Annotated in this window: 19 protein-coding genes; all 19 read left to right on the forward strand. The window is 44.1% G+C overall.

Annotation, left to right across the window (positions count from 1 at the left end; genetic code table 11):
• Window positions 1-2 precede the first annotated feature (2 nt).
• The 19 genes from CS948_RS10795 (at window position 3) to CS948_RS10885 (ending at window position 17,696) form a co-directional block, all read left to right on the forward strand.
• Complete coding sequence (locus tag CS948_RS10795) at window positions 3-1,505, forward strand: DUF4998 domain-containing protein (RefSeq protein WP_099291676.1); 1,503 nt, start codon at window positions 3-5, stop codon at window positions 1,503-1,505.
• A gap of 97 nt (window positions 1,506-1,602) precedes the next feature.
• The gene (locus CS948_RS10800) at window positions 1,603-2,691 is read left to right on the forward strand and encodes a TlpA disulfide reductase family protein (protein WP_099291677.1); all 1,089 of its coding nucleotides are present in this window, start codon (window positions 1,603-1,605) and stop codon (window positions 2,689-2,691) included.
• Between the two features lie 6 nt (window positions 2,692-2,697).
• A complete protein-coding gene (locus CS948_RS10805) occupies window positions 2,698-3,309 on the forward strand; it encodes a hypothetical protein (protein WP_099291678.1) in 612 nt (203 codons plus the stop codon).
• A 6-nt stretch (window positions 3,310-3,315) separates the two neighbouring features.
• Window positions 3,316-3,864, forward strand: a complete 549-nt coding sequence (locus CS948_RS10810; RefSeq protein WP_141560933.1) for a hypothetical protein — start codon at window positions 3,316-3,318, stop codon at window positions 3,862-3,864.
• A 26-nt stretch (window positions 3,865-3,890) separates the two neighbouring features.
• Window positions 3,891-4,388, forward strand: coding sequence for a hypothetical protein (locus tag CS948_RS10815; protein WP_099291680.1), 498 nt, complete (start codon window positions 3,891-3,893; stop codon window positions 4,386-4,388).
• A gap of 37 nt (window positions 4,389-4,425) precedes the next feature.
• On the forward strand, window positions 4,426-5,529 hold the full coding sequence (locus CS948_RS10820; protein WP_099291681.1) for a TlpA disulfide reductase family protein: 1,104 nt from the start codon (window positions 4,426-4,428) through the stop codon (window positions 5,527-5,529).
• A 110-nt stretch (window positions 5,530-5,639) separates the two neighbouring features.
• Window positions 5,640-6,047: a LytTR family DNA-binding domain-containing protein gene (locus tag CS948_RS10825; protein ID WP_099291682.1), complete on the forward strand. Its 408-nt coding sequence runs from the start codon at window positions 5,640-5,642 to the stop codon at window positions 6,045-6,047.
• Window positions 6,048-6,236: 189 nt separating this feature from the next.
• Complete coding sequence (locus tag CS948_RS10830) at window positions 6,237-7,829, forward strand: ATP-binding protein (protein ID WP_099291683.1); 1,593 nt, start codon at window positions 6,237-6,239, stop codon at window positions 7,827-7,829.
• Window positions 7,830-8,269: 440 nt separating this feature from the next.
• On the forward strand, window positions 8,270-8,887 hold the full coding sequence (locus tag CS948_RS10835; RefSeq protein WP_255301959.1) for a DUF6266 family protein: 618 nt from the start codon (window positions 8,270-8,272) through the stop codon (window positions 8,885-8,887).
• Between the two features lie 76 nt (window positions 8,888-8,963).
• Entirely contained in the window at window positions 8,964-9,263 is a 300-nt protein-coding gene (locus CS948_RS10840; RefSeq protein WP_099291684.1) for a helix-turn-helix domain-containing protein, read from the forward strand.
• Window positions 9,251-9,595: a 3TM-type holin gene (locus CS948_RS10845; RefSeq protein ID WP_099291685.1), complete on the forward strand. Its 345-nt coding sequence runs from the start codon at window positions 9,251-9,253 to the stop codon at window positions 9,593-9,595. The genes CS948_RS10840 and CS948_RS10845 overlap by 13 nt, the downstream gene beginning before the upstream one ends.
• 51 nt (window positions 9,596-9,646) lie before the next feature.
• Entirely contained in the window at window positions 9,647-10,246 is a 600-nt protein-coding gene (locus CS948_RS10850; protein ID WP_099291686.1) for an N-acetylmuramoyl-L-alanine amidase, read from the forward strand.
• An 84-nt stretch (window positions 10,247-10,330) separates the two neighbouring features.
• The gene (locus CS948_RS10855; RefSeq protein ID WP_099291687.1) at window positions 10,331-10,957 is read left to right on the forward strand and encodes a DUF6266 family protein; all 627 of its coding nucleotides are present in this window, start codon (window positions 10,331-10,333) and stop codon (window positions 10,955-10,957) included.
• Between the two features lie 245 nt (window positions 10,958-11,202).
• Window positions 11,203-11,448 carry a DUF3791 domain-containing protein gene (locus tag CS948_RS10860; protein WP_099291688.1) on the forward strand — a complete coding sequence of 82 codons (246 nt, stop codon included), beginning with the start codon at window positions 11,203-11,205 and terminating at the stop codon, window positions 11,446-11,448.
• Complete coding sequence (locus CS948_RS10865; protein WP_099291689.1) at window positions 11,445-11,960, forward strand: DUF3990 domain-containing protein; 516 nt, start codon at window positions 11,445-11,447, stop codon at window positions 11,958-11,960. Before CS948_RS10860 ends, CS948_RS10865 begins: the two co-directional genes overlap by 4 nt.
• Complete coding sequence (locus CS948_RS10870; RefSeq protein ID WP_099291690.1) at window positions 11,961-12,164, forward strand: DUF3791 domain-containing protein; 204 nt, start codon at window positions 11,961-11,963, stop codon at window positions 12,162-12,164. It abuts the gene before it with no gap.
• A gap of 508 nt (window positions 12,165-12,672) precedes the next feature.
• Window positions 12,673-14,391 carry a fimbrillin family protein gene (locus CS948_RS10875; protein WP_099291691.1) on the forward strand — a complete coding sequence of 573 codons (1,719 nt, stop codon included), beginning with the start codon at window positions 12,673-12,675 and terminating at the stop codon, window positions 14,389-14,391.
• A gap of 149 nt (window positions 14,392-14,540) precedes the next feature.
• Entirely contained in the window at window positions 14,541-15,560 is a 1,020-nt protein-coding gene (gene fbp / locus CS948_RS10880) for a class 1 fructose-bisphosphatase (protein WP_218014301.1), read from the forward strand.
• A gap of 78 nt (window positions 15,561-15,638) precedes the next feature.
• A complete protein-coding gene (locus tag CS948_RS10885) occupies window positions 15,639-17,696 on the forward strand; it encodes an acetate--CoA ligase family protein (protein ID WP_099291692.1) in 2,058 nt (685 codons plus the stop codon).
• Window positions 17,697-17,737 lie beyond the last annotated feature (41 nt).

Consider the following 17,737-nt stretch of genomic DNA (forward strand, 5'->3'; position numbering starts at 1 on the left):
TTATGATGAAGAGAATATATTTTATATGGATGTTCGGCATCCTGTTTTTAGCCTTCGGGTGTGAGGAACTGGAAGATACTTATAGTGATTATGCCGGTGACGGAATGATTCGTTACGTGGGGAAATGCTCGGACGTGACGGTAAAGTTAGGATGGGAGCGTTTAATCGTGGAATGGAAAAATAATTTGGATCCGGCTATCGAGAATATCCGGCTCACGTGTCAAGTCGGGAAAAATATGATCGCGGATACTTTGTTGGAAGCCTCTGTCACCTCGTGCGAGATTAAGAATCTGGAAAACGAGAATTACGAGATAAACGTGTACGCGGTGGATGGAAACGGCAATATGTCTTTGAGCGAAACCGTGTACGGGCGTCCCGTCACGAGCAAGCACGAGTCTATCGTGAGTTTTACCACGGGTGTGGTAAAATATTTTTTCGTGGGTAACAATATTGCCATGTTTTTTGATAATAACTCGAGCAATATATTGAATATTCAATTGCATTATTACGATATGGAAGGTAACCCCCAAACGATAGATTCGCTTCAGAAACAATTTGGGGAGAAATACATGTTGTTGAGAGACGTCGATGCTTCCCGGGAGGTGACTATAAATCGGGAGGGACGGGTCGGAAATTGCGTGGATGATATCATTCTTCCGTCTTATTCTTTGAAAAAGGACGATTGGATATTTTCTGCAAATTTCCGTAGTTTTCTCAAAATGCGTTATGGGGTGGAAAATATCACGAATGAGTTCGTGGAAGATAGGAAAGTGCTGGAATTCGATTATGATATTATGAGTTTCGAGGATATACTTTACTTCCCAAATTTGGAAAGAATCGTGTTGGGAGGAAATCGTTATATCGAACCGCAATTGTTACAGCTTCCGGCGGAATATCACGTGAACATGACAAGTGAACTTTCTGAAATGGGGAAAAGCGTATTTGCCCTGCAAGTGGCACAGGAATTACGCGGGCTAAAAATTGAACGTTATAATCAGCATTATTTTTCAGATGATATTTTGTCTGATATTGAACTGGATGTGGAAAAAATGGGAAATCCCGTGTTACGGGAACCCGTTTACTTGGACGCCAAGGGTTGGACTATCACTTGTTCCGAACCTTACGACTCTAAGCCGGGAAATCTTTTGGATAATAACTACATGACGGCTTGGAAAACTTCTCCGCATAGTAAACTTACTACTTATGAACTCTTGATAGACATGAATAGTGTTCAAACCGTGAACGGGATGAAAATAGCTCAGGCTCTTGATCTGCAGGCGATGAATTCGTCCCCCAACAGGATCGAGATTCAAGTTTCAGAAGATAATATCACGTGGGAATATTTGACCTATCAATTGGTGAACACGGTCGGGAATTCCCTCGGGGAGATAACGCTTCTTCGCTTGGATAAACCGAAGCAAGTCCGTTATATTAAATTGGGCGTGAGTGACGTGCAAGGAGAATACACGGCAAGTATCGCGCTTGGTGACGTGGCAGTCTTTTAAATAATAATTAATCGTGCTGGAAAGTGAATAGGTATCGTCGTCGGAACGACGATACCCGTTTGCTTGTATTGTCTAAAATTTTTAAATGTAGCTGGAAATGAAATCAATATTATTATTTTTCACGTTGGTATTATACAGTGTCGTAACCCTTCACGCGCAGGAGGGATTCCGGATCACGGGGAAAACGGAAGCCCCGGATGGGAAAGTTTATTTAGTTTCGCCGGCTCTTGGTGGGGCGGATACATTGGGGGGTACCGATATGGTGGGTGGAGTCTTTTTATTGACCGGTAAGGTGGCAACACCTTGTGTTGCTTTCGTGGCAACGGCCGATGGGAAAGGGCGTTTCCCGATTATGCTCGAGAACACGGATTTCAAGGTGACGATGGGGAAAACCGGACTTTTGATTGAAGGCGGTAAAGATCAGCAGTTGTATAACGAGTACCAAGAAATGAACGTGAAATCCGCACGTGAAATAGCGGAAATGGAATCCGAGTATAAGGTGGCGATGGGAATCCAGAATCAAATGAAAATGAAGGCACTTCAAGAGCAGATGAAAAAATATATGCGGGAAAATCAAGAAAAGGTGTCTGCGTGGATGAAGGAGCACGGGAATAGCCATGTTGTTGCTTTTATCATGGCTTCGGTAGCCCAGAAATTAAATTACGATGGATTGAAGTTGCTTTACGATTACTTGGGACCTGATGCACGAGCCAGTTTCTACGGGCAAGTCTTGGAAGCCAAAATGCAGATGCAAAAGAAAGTAGCCGTGGGGGAAATCGCTCCCAATTTTACCGTGGTTACCCCGGAAGGTAAGACCGTGTCACTTTACGATATCAAGGGGAAAGTAAAATTGATTGATTTCTGGGCATCGTGGTGTAAACCCTGCCGGGCTGAAAACAAAAACGTGACGGCGATTTACAAGAAGTACCATAAAAAAGGCTTGGAAATTTTCGGCGTTTCCATGGACAAGGACGCCGCTGCATGGAAACAAGCGATTGCCGACGACGGGTTGGTATGGTATCACGGTTCCGACCTGAAAGGCATGAAACAATCCCCTGTCGCACAACTATACGGCGTAACCGCCATCCCACACACGCTCCTCCTCGACGAAAACAACCGCATCGTGGCTAAAAACCTCCGGGGCAACGCCCTTCAGGCAAAAATCGCAGAGATGTTGAAAAAGTAGTAAATTATGAAAAGGTGGTTATTAATATTAATCCTTTATCAATTATGCATGTGTATTGCTTGTTCGGAAGATGAAAAAGAATTTTTCGAAAGGCAGGATATTTCATTATTGTCTCGTTCTTTTTTAGATAGTATACAAGTACCGTGTTTTGTTAATGATGAATTTGCGGGCGCAATGAATGAAGCATTAAAGATAATAGGTGATTCTATTTTGATTGATTTTTGTTGTAATTCGAGTTATTTGTTTTTTGAAAATGTTAAAGGTGAAGAATCAAAATATCCAGTATCAGCAGAGATTTATAAATTTAGTAGTGGGAAATATCAAATATTGATAATTATTAATAGTGACGCATTGAGTACTTATACATATAGAGGACAGCTTCTTGTTGCTTTACATGAATTATATCATATATATTTGGCAATAACGATGGGAGAAACTGATAATGAATGGGGACATTATTGGATGGTTTATGGTGGAGTATATACAAGGTGGCTTGAACGAGCTTTTAATTGTGGAAGTGATGCAAAATATCTTGCTTATATAGGAACATCAGTATATCAAACTTCTGATGTGAAAAATAAGGTTCATAAAATGTGGGATAAATATAATTTGAAATAACATATGATGGCAAAGACGATATTATTTTTATTATTCTATGGATTAGTAGCAGTGTCAACCTGTCAGGCCGCAAATGATTGTGTGCATTCTCTTGATACTCTTACTCACGGAGGCGTGCAACCTGAAAAAGATGATATTTTTATCATCTTCACTTCGATTTCTGACACAACCCGCAAAGAGGGCGTGTTGAGAAGTGAACTTTGGGATTCTTCGTATATGGATTCACCGAGTATTCACTTCTACCTTCTTGCAGATACTTTCCTGAATGAAGTCAGTTTTACAAACGTGGACTTTAACTTGGATTCGATAAGTAAAATCAGACCAGTGGATATTGCTAGTGATAAAAGGGCAAAATGCATGATGCCTAAAACTTTTTTATCTAAAATTAAGCCGATAGATTTTGATAAACGCAAGGGCATGAAGACAAGGGAAGAGGCACTTGAATTCGAGAAAAGTACACGAGGTAAAACGGTGTGGGTTATCGATAGAAACGACATGACGAGGGATAGTATAAAGTTGATGAAAGTGGATGTACTTGTTCAACCCCTTTTTTAATTTAAATGGTATTAAAAAGAATAGTTATGAAGAAATCACTTTTGATGCTGGAAGTTCTTGCTGGCATCCTCCTCTTGTATTCATGCGGGGGGATGAAGAATGGTTTCACGCAGGAAGAATACCGGGATGTGTTGAAAGAGAGAATCAGTAATAGGAATTATCAATTAATCGTGAGCCGGGAATTTCGGGGCATATCAAGCGATGAATTCTTCGGTGGATACGGTTTCCCGCTTCACGTGAAAGGAGATACGTTATATTCCGATGTCGAGTTGGAAGCGAAGCTGGCAAGAGAACAAGCCCACGTGGCTTTCAAGGGTAAGATATTGAATTACGAGCAGAAAGAATTGCCCCGGGGGCAGATAGAGGTTGCTTTTTCCATAGAGATACTCGATAGTGCACGAAACGAGTTCACAGCTGAGCGGAAAGTGGAGTTCCCGAAATCTTATCGTATCGTGTTCGGTCCTTGGGATGCCGTGAATGTTTATATTGACGGTCGACAATATCAAGGTAAATGGAAAAAATAGACTGAAATGTAGATGTTTAAATTAAAAAGAGTATTGAATGAAAATCGTGTTATTGTTTTTAGGAATTTTTTTCGCGAGCTACTCCGTGGGGTTCTCGCAAGAAGGGTATAAAATCGAGGGGAACATTCCCGGTTTGCCGGACGGCGGCATCGTGTTGGTTGTTCCCACGGTGAAAGGGATTGTTACGTTGGGCAAAACCGAGGTGAAGAACGGCATTTTCGTGTTCGAGGGGCAAGTGGAACAGGGCTGTGTCGCTTTGATTAAAACGGCGGACGGGAAAGAAACCATTCCCGTGATGCTCGAGAACACGGGAATAAAAATGAGATTAAGTGAGGCAGGGCTTGTTATCGAGGGTGGCGAAGCGCAACAATTGTATAATCAATACCTCGCTTTGACGCAAGATATTGCCCGGGGACAAAGCCAGATTCAGACTCAATTTGAATTGGCAATGAAAATGCGGAGCCAAGTGCAAATGGATGCCGTGCAAAAGCAGAGCGACACTTACGCCCGGGAAGCTCGTCAACGGGAGATCGAATGGTTGGAAACGAACGGCAACCATTACGTGGCAGCGTATATTTTGGCGTCGCTCATGGATCAATTGGATTACGAGGATTTGAAGGCTCGTTTCAACCTCTTGGGCTTTAACGGCAAATCCAGTTTCTATGGTCAATTAGTTGCCGCTCGTGTCATGCAGCAGCGAAGCGTAGCCGTGGGTGAGCTCGCTCCGGATTTCACCGTACCTACTTCCCGGGGAGATACCATTCGTCTTCACGAGTTGAAAGGCAAGGTGAAATTGTTGTGTTTCTGGGAATCAAGTAATAGTATTTGCCGTCAATGGAACGTGGAATTGTTGAAACTTTACAACAAATACCGGTTGAAAGGTTTGGAAATCCTAAGCGTATCCTTGGACGAGAGCGCGCAAGCGTGGAAAGCGGCTATCACCGAGGACGGGATGACATGGAAAAACGCTTCCGAGCTGAAAGGTCCCGTCAATTCCGACATCGTTCGCCAGTATTTCGTGAAAAACATTCCTCATACCTTGTTGTTGGACGCTGAAAATCGGATCGTAGCCAAGGATTTGAATGCTGATGAATTGAAGAAGAATATCTCGGAAATGTTGAAAAAGAGCAAGAAAAAGTAATCGTGTTTTTATAATTGGTGCGTGCTAGGGGGGAAGTTCATGTTGCCCCCCTTCTGTTTATTGTCTACGCCCGTCGGTGATTTTTTCATGAGGCATAAATTTAATTGTCAATGAAAACAGATTTATCGGGTGTAAGTGCACCTTTGAGGGTGTCACCGCTGGTGGCAGATGGCTTGTTTATTCGTCAGGACGAGTATTACAAGAAATATTTTTATGCCGAAATCGTTTGGATAGAGGCATCGGGTAATTATTGCTATTTTCATTTTAAAGATAACTCCCGGATTACCGTGGCGTGCCGTTTGGGGAGCGTGGAGTGGCAACTGCCGGACGCCTATCTTGTGCGTGTACACCGTGGTTTTATCCTGAACCTGCGTTATGTCGACACGTGGGCGGGTAACTCCTTGCGAGCCGGGGAGAAATGGTTCCCAATGGGGGATTATTACCGGAAAAGCGTGTTGGCTTGTTTTAATATACTGGATACTTCCCGGGAGAACCCGAAAAGGGGGAACGAGGAGTAATCGTGTAATTTGATATTCACCGGTCTCGTGGATAAATTTATCGACGGGCTCCGGTGAAAGATCATTCATTTTTATCGGGTAACGTGCTTGTGCCTCGAGAATGGCAATGATTGATAAAAGTTATTTGACGTGTTGGGACGTGGAAAATATTGTACTATCTTTGCAATAGTAACTAAAAATCAGATAGAGATGAAGTACCCGATAGGCATGCAGAGTTTTGACCAGATCATAGAGGACGGTTACGTTTACGTGGATAAGACGGAGATGATATATTCTCTCGTGAAAGGGGGGAAAATTTATTTTTTGAGTCGTCCCCGTCGTTTCGGGAAGAGTTTGTTGGTATCGACCTTGAAGAATTATTTCCTCGGTCGGAAGGAACTTTTCAAGGGATTGGCGATAGAGGGGTTGGAGAAGGATTGGTTGGAGTATCCGGTATTTCACGTGGATTTTAACGGAAGAGATTTCACCCTTGAGGGGACCTTGGAGCATGTTCTTGACGATTATGTTTCGAGATGGGAGGAAGATTGGCAAGTGGAGAGGGGAAAAAGTCCGGTCGTGGGTGATCGTTTTATTCGAGTGCTGGAGCAGGCGCACGCTCGAATAGGTAGGCGAGCGGTGGTGTTAATCGATGAATATGATAAACCTATTCTTGATGTGCTTGACACGGGTTTGGAAACGGTGCTGGGAGAAAACCGGATGTTGCTGGAGGAGCGGCACCGTAACGTGCTGAAGGCTTTTTACTCGGTATTCAAGGCGGCTGACGAACACTTGCAGTTTGTCTTCTTGACGGGGGTGACGAAATTCTCGCAAGTGAGCGTGTTCAGCGGTTTCAATCAGCCGAAAGACATTAGCATGGACGGGCGTTATGAAACGCTTTGCGGGATCACGCAAGAGGAGTTGGAAAGCTATTTCGCGGAGGCGATTGTTGCCATGGCAGCGAAAAGGAAGTGTGGTGTAGAGGTGATTAAACAATTATTAAAACGTCAGTATGACGGTTATCATTTTGGCGAAGAGTTAGTGGATGTCTATAACCCGTTCAGTTTGCTAAACGCTTTCGATTCGATGAGAATACAGGATTATTGGTTCCGGAGCGGTACACCGACTTACTTGATACGCTTGTTGAACCACACGCGGGAGAATCTCGACGAGTTGACGGGGCGATATTACGATCCGCGGGAGTTCGTGGATTACAAGGCGGACGTGGAGAAGCCATTGCCGATGATTTACCAGAGCGGTTACTTGACGATCAAGGATTACAACGCCCGTCGTAACACGTTTTTGCTCGATTTCCCGAATAACGAGGTGAAAAGTGGTTTCCTGACAATGGTTGCCTCGGATTACTTGAAACCGAAATCGAGCGTGAACAATTGGGTACTGGACGTGGTGGATGCGTTGGAGTCGGGTGACACGGAACAATTCCGCGTGCTGTTGACCTCTTTCTTGAGCGACATTCCCTACACGATGCGACGAAAGGAGAACGAGCGTGAACGGGAACGTTATTTCCATTATACCTTCTATTTGCTGATGCGTTTAGTGAGTGTCTACACGGTGTACACGGAGAAACAACAGAGCGAGGGGCGTGTGGATTGTGTTATCGAGACGGACGCTCACGTTTACATCTTCGAGTTCAAGCTGGACGGCACGGCAGACGAGGCCTTGCGACAGATCGAGGAGAAGGGTTACGCCCTGCCTTACCTGAATGACCGTCGTCAATTGCATTGCGTTGGTGTTAGTTTCTCCTCGGAAACGGGCACCGTGGACGATTGGGAGGTGATCGAGTAGATATTTTCAGGATATATATTACAATATTTTTGCGTCCCGCTTTATCCTCACGGAAAAGGCGGGACGCGATGTTTATAATATTTCAGCAGGTGAGTTGTGAGGAGGCGGGGAAAATGAATCTCGTGTTTTAGGCGTCTGTGTCAGGTTACAGGGTGTTTATACAGTTATTTGGCTGTCTGTGTCATTTCGTTGGTGGGGGGACGTGGGGGAAATATCTTTGTATCGTTGATTTAAAAATAAAAGATGATGAGAATTTTAAAGAACGCGGTACAAGAGGTCGGAGATACCTGAGGAATTCCCCGGGAAGACGGGGAGTAATCCCGGGGAAGACAGGGAACAAAGTCCTTTTAAAGACCTTCGGGAAGGTTTTTGAAAGGAGAGTGATAGGAAAGAGAAACGAACGAGAGTGTTTATTAGTTATTGTTTTCAATTTAATCAGTATGGCTAAAACAGATAAGTTGATATCGGGAAAAGTCGGGAACACGGTTTTTTATCGGGTAGGAGCGGATACCCGGGTGCGGAGTACCCCGGTGGAATACTCGGACGCGAAGACGCCGGAACAGATGGATTGCCGTTCTCAGTTTATGGTGGCGATTTGTTTTTATCGGCACATGGTGGTGACACCCTTGCGGGAAGTGTGGCGTGTGGCGACAGGGGGGATGTCCGCGAGCGGTTACAATTTTTTCATGAGGCTGAATATGAAGGTTTTTAAACCGGACGGGAAGATTGCCGATTTTTCACGTTTGCAGTTGGCGGTGGGGATGTTGCAGAGGGTGAATAATCTTCGGGGTGAGGTGGATGACCGGGACGTTGTAACCTTGACGTGGGAGGAAAATGTCGGGTTGGCTCCGGCAAGGATGGGCGATGAGTTAATGGTGGTCGTGTTATACGGCGATCGCTCGTTTACTCCCGTGTTTGAAGAAGTGTGTGCGACGAGGGGTGAGAGAAAGGCGATGATCCAATTGAACCGGAAGCGAGGCATGGCGGCACATTTGTATTGCTTTTTCCGGGCGAAAGAGGGAAAGGCGTATTCGTCGAGTCAATACCTAAGAATTTAGTGATTTACGATTTTAGATTTATGATTTTGCGATCAAGTGATCTCATTTTCAATTTTCAACTTTCAATTAAATAGATATGGCAAAAAAAGGATTTGATGAAAAGAAAAAGATGGAAGATGTTTATTTGGAGATTCTCCAACGTTTGGAAGAGTATCACCGGGATGTACGAATAGCGATCGAGACGGTGACACGGGTGCCACACCGCTTGATGAATACGGAAGAGGTATGCAAGGCGATGGATATTTCTCCTAAAACATTGCGTCGATATGCCCGATGGTTCGGTTTTCCGGTACGTAAGGTAGGAAATCGGAATCTTTATTTCGTGGCAGAGATTAAGAATGCCGTACTTAAAGGGTTGGGCTTTTGGAAGGAGTAAAGGGTGTGGTCAAGGCGGTTGGCGAGGTGGTCGATCGCCTGACTCTCCCGGCGAGGGAGAAACGGCAACTGGAATTGGATTTGCTACAGGTACTCGCGGAATGGGAGCGGACTCGGGTAGAGGCGCAATCGGCGGTGTTGGTGGAGGAAGCGAAGGGAAGTTGGTTGCAGCGATCGTGGCGACCGTTGGTGATGTTGGTATTTGCGGTGATCGTGTTGGTCGGAACGTTCACGAACCTGCCGATTCTTGACGATACTTCCCGCTTTTGGGACTTGCTGGAAATCGGTTTGGGCGGTTACGTGGTGGGACGAGGCGGAGAAAAAATTCTGTAAGTCTTCATGCGAAAACGACGTTTTTAATTTTAGATTTATGATTTACGATTTATGAGTTCATTTTCAATTTTCAATTCTCAATTTTCAATTGTCAACCATCGGTTGATGGGCGATCGGGTACGTCATTTGGTTTGCGCGAAGAATACCCGGAAGCTGGTGGGACCGGACATGATTGTCTTGCACTATACCGCCGCGTGGGGAGCCGAGGCTGCCGCGATTTACCTGACAAGACCTGACGTGGGGGCTTCCGCTCATCTGGTAATCGGGCGGGACGGGGAGATCATTCAACTTGTGCCGTTTGACACGGAAGCGTGGCACGCCGGGCGTAGCTGGTACGCGGGGCGGTCGGGATTGAATCGTTATTCCATAGGGATCGAACTGGATAACTTGGGAAAGCTTCGTTTGTCGGGGGGAATGTTCGTTGCCGAGTGCGGGCGGATTGTTCCGGCGGAAGACGTCTTCGCGTACGAATCGGAAGGGAAGTTGACTTACTGGCATCGCTACACGAGGATGCAGGTGCAAACTTTGGCGAAAATTTGTAGCGTGCTGGAGGAGTATTACCCGATCAAAGATGTCGTGGGTCATTCCGCGGTCACGAACCGGAAAATCGATCCGGGGCCGGCGTTGGAGGAAGCGTTTAAAAATTTATGATTTATGATTTACGATTTCATGATTTTTGATTCATGGATTTAAGTGTTTACATTTTCAATTTTCAACTTTCAATTTTCAATTATTATGGCAGAATTTAATTCTTATTTGTTAGGTAAAGCGAGAAAATCAGTAGGTAACATCACGTTGTGTTACACGAGGAGTAAGAACATTGCGAAAGCGAAAGTATTCACGAGGAAGGATAACCCGACACCGGAGATACTGGCACAGCGGGCGAGGATGAAAGTGTTGGTACAGTTGTCCCGGAGTCTTTTACCGGTGATACGGAAAGGCTTCGTGGGGATCGGGAAGGGGTCGACCTCGAATGCTTTCGTGGCGGCGAACATGAAGGCGGTGACGGTGAACGAGAAGAACGAGGCAACCGTTAATTTTGAACAATTGTTGGTGGCTGCCGGGATTATCAATCCGCCGAAGGTGACTGTGACGTACAGCGAGGAAAACCAAAAATTCCTTTTCGAGCAAGAGGGGCAGGAAGAAGAGGACGGGTTCGCGTTGACTGACGACCAAGTGTACGGCGTGTTGTACGAAACGGAACGGGAACGGGCAAGGCTGGTAGTGTTGAGAGCCCGGGGTGAAAGTGGCAGTACTAGTTACGCGCTCCCGGACGAGTGGGATAACACGAAAGTGAAGGTGTATTGCTTCGCCACGTTGAAGAATGGAAAAAGGGCGTCGGACAGCTTATTGATTCAGTGATTTATACTGGATACTTTTCGGGAGAATCCGAAAACGGGGGAGTAGTTGTGTAATTTAATATTCACCGGGCTCGTGGATAAGTTTATCGATGGGTACCGGTGAATTTTAGTACAAGAGTGTATTTTGGGAGAGTACCCAAGTGGAGAATTTTAACTATGATTGGGGTATTTTTGTTTTATTGTTTTATCTGAAAGATGGTACATTTTCGTATCTTTGTTTTCAAGATAAATTAAATATAGATTTGTATGCTGCAATCACGAACTCTTGAAGACGAAAAAATCCATTTTACGGTTATGGCCATAGAGGCTGGGGCGAAAAAAATGGGAATATCGCCCATGGATATGTATCAACGAATGGAAAAAGTAAATCTTGTAAAACGTCTATTATTAGATTGCTATGACGTGATGCATACCCAGAGTTTAAAACATGTGGCAGAAGATGTAGTTGAGGCTTTACTAAATTGGGAAGCGCGGGAAGGAGGTAATAAATGAGGATCATGCTCTACCATGGTTCTACGCTCCCGATAGAGCATCCTTTGGCACAAGTGGGACGTGAGGATTTAGATTTTGGCAAGGGTTTTTATCTAACAGTTTTACGAACACAGGCTGAACGTTGGGCTAAACGTGTGCAATTGATCCGAGCTAGTGATAGTGCTTGGGTTAATATTTATGAGTTTGATATGGATGTCGCTGTGAAAGAGGGGTATCGTGTACTTTGTCTTAAGAGCTATGATTCTCGTTGGTTGGATTTTATAGTTGTCAGTCGAAGTGGACAACAACCATGGAAAGATTACGACATGATCGAAGGTGGTGTCGCTGATGATCAAGTTATTGATACGGTGGAAGATTATATTAATGGCAATATTACAGTGGAGCAGGCTCTTGGGCAGTTAGCTTATGCGAAGCCCAACCATCAAATATGTTTATTGAGTCAAGAACTTATTGATAATCATTTATATTACGTGAATTGCTTTCGGTTGGATAACAAGGAAAGGAGGTTATAAATGAAAGATCAGGTGCTTTGGAGAAAAATAAGTCGCATTATCATGTTGTTGGCTTCTCGTTTGGAAGTCAGCCCGGAGCGAGCATTGGGAATTTTTTATAATACTAAGGTTTGTCGTATGTTACATGATCCTCGCTATGGTTTATACTTGATGAGTGATCTTTATATTGTCAATGACATATTGCATGAGTTGCAAGGTAAATAGTGGATTATTGTAATATGGAGAAATTTTAAAATGTCGAGGAGGAAAAATGAAAGATCTCCTCGATTTTGTTTTTTGTTTTTAGCAATACCTTTTTGATATGTTATATCGTTTGGAGGGACCTTTCATGCACGATAACTACTTTAATATTCTAAATATGATTGTAATTCTATATAAATGTACGATTTATTCTAAATACGGTTGTAATATTTGGAAGTATATTTTTAGTTGATAGAAATTTTTTTTCGTAAAAAGGTTGGGTAGTTGATTTTTTGGTTTTTATTATATATTTTTATGGAGCGTAAAATAACGTTTTTTGTTTCTACGGGATAGAACATTAGGAAAATATATTAATGGTGGGGTGTAATTGATTTATTGTCAGGTGTAATTACGAGAATGGCGTGTAAAGATAACCATTTAATATTTTCGAGTCTTTGAAAGATTGAAGAATCTAGTTTAATGATATGTGCGGAGGAGAAATTATAATCTAAACATTTAAAAATTACAGACTATGAAATTATTTGGTTTTATCTTATTGGCAAGTGTCTTGTTGAGTTGCGTTCGGAATGTTTCGGAAGAAAGTGTTAATGGACGGGAAATTCGTTTTCGTTCTAATATTCAAGACTTGAAATCCGGTAGTTTATCCCGGGTGGATGGGTTTAGTGAAGGGAATAAAATATTTCTTTACATTGCTAAGCGGGAGAGTGCGGATGTTGTTGCTGTTCCTGCAAGTGAAGATCTTTGTAAAATGAACTATGGGCAGGAGGGCGATTTGACTTTTGCGGATGGTGGTGAGCATTATTATCCTGATGGGCGGATAGACGTGTACGGGTATTATTGGGAAAAGGAACATTCGGAACCACAAGAATTGGCCCGAATGAATGTTAGCGTGGAAACAGATCAATCTAACGGTTTGGATAAATCGGATTTTTTGTATGTGAAGGCGGCGGAGGGATATGCAAAAGATGCTGAGCCGATAAAATTGGAGTTTGAACATCTGTTTTCCAAGATCGTGTTGAATATTACGACGGAAACACCTGCTATTATTGATTTGACACAATTGGAAAATGTGAAATTGCATGATGTAGTTACTATCGGGATTCTTAATTTAGGGACGGGTGAAGTCGAGAATGGAGAAGCGAAAGATGAAATTATAATGCCGAAATCCAACAATTCTTCTGTTATTATTTTGCCGCAAGAGATAGAGGATAATAAGAAGTTGTTCTCGTTTCAAGTTGTAGGGATTGAGGAGCCGTTTGAAGTAGAAGTTCCTGCCAATAATTTCGAGCAAGGGAAAGAATATACGTATAACGTGAAAGTGAATAAATACCCGGGTATGGGACCTGTTGAAATGCAGTTTTCGGTGTCGGTAAAAGATTGGTACTCGGAAGAGCCTTATGAGATTGTAATTGAAAAAGGGGAGGAAGTTGAAGTTTTGTTGACGGAGGTCGCTGTGGGAGTGAATATTAGTAAAGCGGATCTTTATCTGTCCTCGGGAGAGGTAAAACGGGAATTGAAAGCGATTGCGGTGGTGGATAATAAGATGAAGTTTGTTTTCCCTCGCTTGGAGGAAGGAGGCAGCTTACGATTGGAGAAAGCGATTTTTTACGTGGCGAATGGAGAGGCTTTTGAGTATTATTTTAAGGATAAAGAGTTAAAAGGTAACAATAATGATGAAGTCGCTTTGCCCGCCCCGAAGGTAGGGGACGCTTGGGCAGGAGGAACGATATTTATAGTTGGAGAGGTTACTGGCTACAATGAAACAGATAATGAATTTGAAACGAATATGGAGGGAATTAAGGCTTACCGGGGAAGGATAGTGGCGAACGAGTCGTTGGGAGAGTTGGAATGGTGTGACTTTAAGTCTAAAGGCTATACAAAGTCAATAGGTGCGACAGATAAGAATAATGGGGCAATTAATACTGATGTCGTGAGAACCTTTATAGAAAACCAAGGTGAAGATATGACTAAATATCCTGCTTTTAATGCGTGTTTAAATAGAGGTGAAGGGTGGTATTTTCCTGCAATGAATGAAATAAAATATATAGTGTCGCAGTTAATTATATTGAATCCCAATATAGTAAAACAAGGTGGAGATTTGATAGATGATAGTACCGTGTATGGAAGTTCTACAGAACAAGGAGAGGGGACTGTATCGGATTATTGGCGTACGGATAGGTTTGATGCTAAGGATAATGCTGCAATAGTTCGAGCAGTCCGTGCCTATTGATAAAACCTTTTGAACTATATGCCGTAATTCTGAAAGAGACCCGTTTGTTCGGTAAGGAATGGATGGGTATCTTTCAGAATTTAAGTTCGTAAACCTTTTAAATTACAGTTTATAAGTCTATATTTGCAAAAAAATTAAAACACAGAACCATGATAATGCATAAAGTTACAACTTTAAATCAATTTATTATTGAGCGGCAGGCGGAGATTCCGGGTGCTACCGGGGAGTTCTCGAGACTTTTACATCATATTGGTATAGCTGCTAAAAAAGTTCATCGTGAGGTGAATAAAGCTGGTTTGGTAGATATATTAGGTAAGGTGGGTTCCATCAATGTCCAGGGTGAGGACCAGCAAAAGTTGGATGTCTATGCCGACAATACTTTTATGGATGAATTAAGGGCAAGTGGTGAGTGTTGCGGGGTTGCAACAGAAGAAAATCAAGATATTGTGGTTTTCGAGGAAGGCTTATGTAGAGATGCCAAGTATGTTATATGTATGGACCCGTTGGACGGCTCGTCGAATATTGACGTGAATGTGTCCGTGGGGACTATTTTTTCAATTTATAAACGTGTTTCTTCGCTCGGGGAACCCTTGACAATGGAGGATTTCTTCCAACCGGGGACGCAACAAGTGGCTGCCGGGTACGTGATTTACGGGTCGTCGACCATGTTGGTGTACACTTCCGGTAACGGGGTGAACGGTTTCACGCTGGATACGTCTATCGGGGAGTTCTGTTTGTCACACCCGAATATGCAGACGCCGGAAAACGGGAAAATCTATTCTATCAACGAGGGTAATTACGTGAATTTCCCCGTGGGAGTGAAGAAATTTATTAAATATTGCCAAGAGAAAGATGATGCAACCAAGCGTCCGTATACTTCTCGTTATATCGGTTCTTTGGTGGCCGATTTCCACCGGAACATGTTGAAAGGGGGAGTATTCCTTTACCCGCAAACCAGCTCGCACCCGACAGGTAAGTTGAGATTGTTGTACGAGTGCAACCCGATGGCATTTATTGCCGAGCAGTCGGGAGGTATGGCGACGGACGGGGAAAGGCGAATCCTTGAGATCGTGCCGGAGGCGCTGCACCAGCGGGTGCCTCTCTATACAGGCTCGAAGAAGATGGTACAGAAGGTTCAGGAGTTTTTGACTTTCTTCAACAATATCTAAGAAACAGAAAGTTCAAATGGATGATGGCACTAGCAATCATCCATTTGAAATTAAAAGAGAAATAAAAATTTATGCTATATGATAACGAAACAGTTAATTGAACCGAAGAGTATCGTGGTCGTGGGCGGCTCGGATGATATACATAAGCCGGGCGGAACCGTGTTGAGAAATTTGCAAGACGGTAATTTCAAAGGAGAGCTTTACGTGGTAAATCCTAAAATGGATGAAGTGCAAGGCGTGAAGTCTTATCGTGACGTGAAGGAGCTTCCGCAAGTGGATTGTGCTATTTTAGCGATTGCCGCTAAATTCTGTCCCACCGCAGTAGAGGTACTTGCCAAACAAAAAAATACAAAAGCATTTATTATTTTGTCTGCCGGGTTCCACGAGGAAAACGAAGAGGGTGCTAAATTAGAGCGTCAGATCGTGGATACGATTGATTCCGTGGGTGGAGCATTGATAGGTCCCAACTGTATTGGGGTTTTGACTAACCATTATAGCGGGGTATTTACCAGTCCGATTCCGGAGTTGAACCCGCAAGGAGTGGATTTGATTTCCGGTTCCGGGGCAACGGCCTTGTTTATCATGGATTCGGGGATGCAGAAAGGTATTAAATTCAATAGCATGTATTCTGTCGGGAACTCTGCCCAGATGGGTGTTGAGGAGATTCTGGAATACATGGATGAATCGTTTGATCCGGAAACGAGTTCCCGCGTGAAGTTGTTGTACGTGGAGAGTATCGAGAAGCCGGAGAAGTTATTGAAGCATGCTTCTTCATTGATTCGTAAAGGTTGCCGTATCGCGGCGGTTAAGTCCGGTGGTTCGGCTGCCGGGAGTCGTGCCGCTTCTTCACACACGGGTGCGTTGGCTAGTTCGGATGTTGCTGTTGAAGCTTTGTTCCGTAAAGCCGGAATCGTGCGTTGTAACGGACGTGACGAGTTGATGACGGTTGCCGGAATCTTCATGCATCCCGAGGTGAAAGGAAAGAATATGGCCGTGGTGACTCACGCGGGAGGTCCTGCCGTGATGTTGACCGATGCGCTCTCCAACGGCGGAATGGATGTGCCGCATATCGAGGGAGAAAAGGCAAAGGAGTTGTTGTCTAAATTATTCGGTGGTTCATCTGTCGGGAATCCGATAGACTTCCTTGCCACGGGTACGGCAGAGCAATTAGGCTTTATTCTGGATGCTTGTGACAAGGATTTTGATAATATCGACGGGATGGCTGTTATTTTCGGGAGCCCGGGATTGTTCCCTGTTTTCGACGTGTACAACGTGCTTGATGAAAAGATGAAGACAAGCAAAAAGCCGATTTTCCCCATCTTCCCGTCATCCAAGATCGTGAAGGCCGAGATCGACGAGTTTGTTTCTAAAGGACGGGTGTATTTCCCTGATGAAGTGTTGTTCGGAAATGCCCTTTGCAAGATATACAAGACTCCCGCGCCTCAACCGGAGCATTTCGATATGCCGGATATGGACGTGAAGAAAATCCGGGAAGTGGTGGATAATGCGCAGAATGGTTATTTGTCACCGGAAGAGATTCATGCTTTGTTGGATGCGGCAGGAGTAGCCAGAGCGAAAGAAGGCGTGTCCGATAACGAGGAGGAAATCGTGAAGATGGCGAAAGAGATCGGGTTCCCGTTGGTAATGAAAGTGGTCGGACCTATTCATAAATCGGATGTCGGCGGAGTCGTGATGAACGTGAACGACGAGGAAACTGTGCGTCGGGAGTTCAAACGGATGATGCAGATCAAAGATACTTACGCTATTATGTTGGCTCAACAGTTGAGCGGTACGCAAGTGTTTATCGGGGCGAAACGCGATGATAAGTTCGGACACATGGTGCTTTGCGGACTTGGCGGAATCTTTATCGAGGTGCTGAAAGACGTGAAAGCAGGGTTGGCTCCGATGTCCAAGTCTGAGGCTCACGGGTTGATTAAAGAACTGAAATCTTACAAGATTATCCAAGGAGTGCGCGGGCAAGAGCCCGTGAACGAAGATAAGTTCGCCGAGGCTGTGATGCGTATTTCCGCGTTGGTAAAAGTAGCCCCGGAAATCTTCGAGATGGACTTGAACCCGCTTCTGGGTAACAAAGACAACGTGGTTGCCGTGGATGCCCGTATTCGGATTGAAAAATAAAGAAATGAGGGTGTGTGTTAATACACCCTCTAGTCCATAAG

Source organism: Butyricimonas sp. Marseille-P3923 (assembly GCF_900184685.1).
Taxonomy (GTDB): domain Bacteria; phylum Bacteroidota; class Bacteroidia; order Bacteroidales; family Marinifilaceae; genus Butyricimonas; species Butyricimonas muris.

Excerpts from the sequence above, each read along its gene's own strand:
- CS948_RS10795 (WP_099291676.1), top strand. The coding sequence starts at position 3 with ATGATGAAGAGAATATATTTTATATGGATGTTCGGCATCCTGTTTTTA.
- CS948_RS10800 (WP_099291677.1), top strand. The coding sequence starts at position 1,603 with ATGAAATCAATATTATTATTTTTCACGTTGGTATTATACAGTGTCGTA.
- CS948_RS10805 (WP_099291678.1), top strand. The coding sequence starts at position 2,698 with ATGAAAAGGTGGTTATTAATATTAATCCTTTATCAATTATGCATGTGT.
- CS948_RS10810 (WP_141560933.1), top strand. The coding sequence starts at position 3,316 with ATGGCAAAGACGATATTATTTTTATTATTCTATGGATTAGTAGCAGTG.
- CS948_RS10815 (WP_099291680.1), top strand. The coding sequence starts at position 3,891 with ATGAAGAAATCACTTTTGATGCTGGAAGTTCTTGCTGGCATCCTCCTC.
- CS948_RS10820 (WP_099291681.1), top strand. The coding sequence starts at position 4,426 with ATGAAAATCGTGTTATTGTTTTTAGGAATTTTTTTCGCGAGCTACTCC.
- CS948_RS10825 (WP_099291682.1), top strand. The coding sequence starts at position 5,640 with ATGAAAACAGATTTATCGGGTGTAAGTGCACCTTTGAGGGTGTCACCG.
- CS948_RS10830 (WP_099291683.1), top strand. The coding sequence starts at position 6,237 with ATGAAGTACCCGATAGGCATGCAGAGTTTTGACCAGATCATAGAGGAC.
- CS948_RS10835 (WP_255301959.1), top strand. The coding sequence starts at position 8,270 with ATGGCTAAAACAGATAAGTTGATATCGGGAAAAGTCGGGAACACGGTT.
- CS948_RS10840 (WP_099291684.1), top strand. The coding sequence starts at position 8,964 with ATGGCAAAAAAAGGATTTGATGAAAAGAAAAAGATGGAAGATGTTTAT.
- CS948_RS10850 (WP_099291686.1), top strand. The coding sequence starts at position 9,647 with ATGAGTTCATTTTCAATTTTCAATTCTCAATTTTCAATTGTCAACCAT.
- CS948_RS10855 (WP_099291687.1), top strand. The coding sequence starts at position 10,331 with ATGGCAGAATTTAATTCTTATTTGTTAGGTAAAGCGAGAAAATCAGTA.
- CS948_RS10860 (WP_099291688.1), top strand. The coding sequence starts at position 11,203 with ATGCTGCAATCACGAACTCTTGAAGACGAAAAAATCCATTTTACGGTT.
- CS948_RS10865 (WP_099291689.1), top strand. The coding sequence starts at position 11,445 with ATGAGGATCATGCTCTACCATGGTTCTACGCTCCCGATAGAGCATCCT.
- CS948_RS10870 (WP_099291690.1), top strand. The coding sequence starts at position 11,961 with ATGAAAGATCAGGTGCTTTGGAGAAAAATAAGTCGCATTATCATGTTG.
- CS948_RS10875 (WP_099291691.1), top strand. The coding sequence starts at position 12,673 with ATGAAATTATTTGGTTTTATCTTATTGGCAAGTGTCTTGTTGAGTTGC.
- fbp (WP_218014301.1), top strand. The coding sequence starts at position 14,541 with ATGATAATGCATAAAGTTACAACTTTAAATCAATTTATTATTGAGCGG.
- CS948_RS10885 (WP_099291692.1), top strand. The coding sequence starts at position 15,639 with ATGATAACGAAACAGTTAATTGAACCGAAGAGTATCGTGGTCGTGGGC.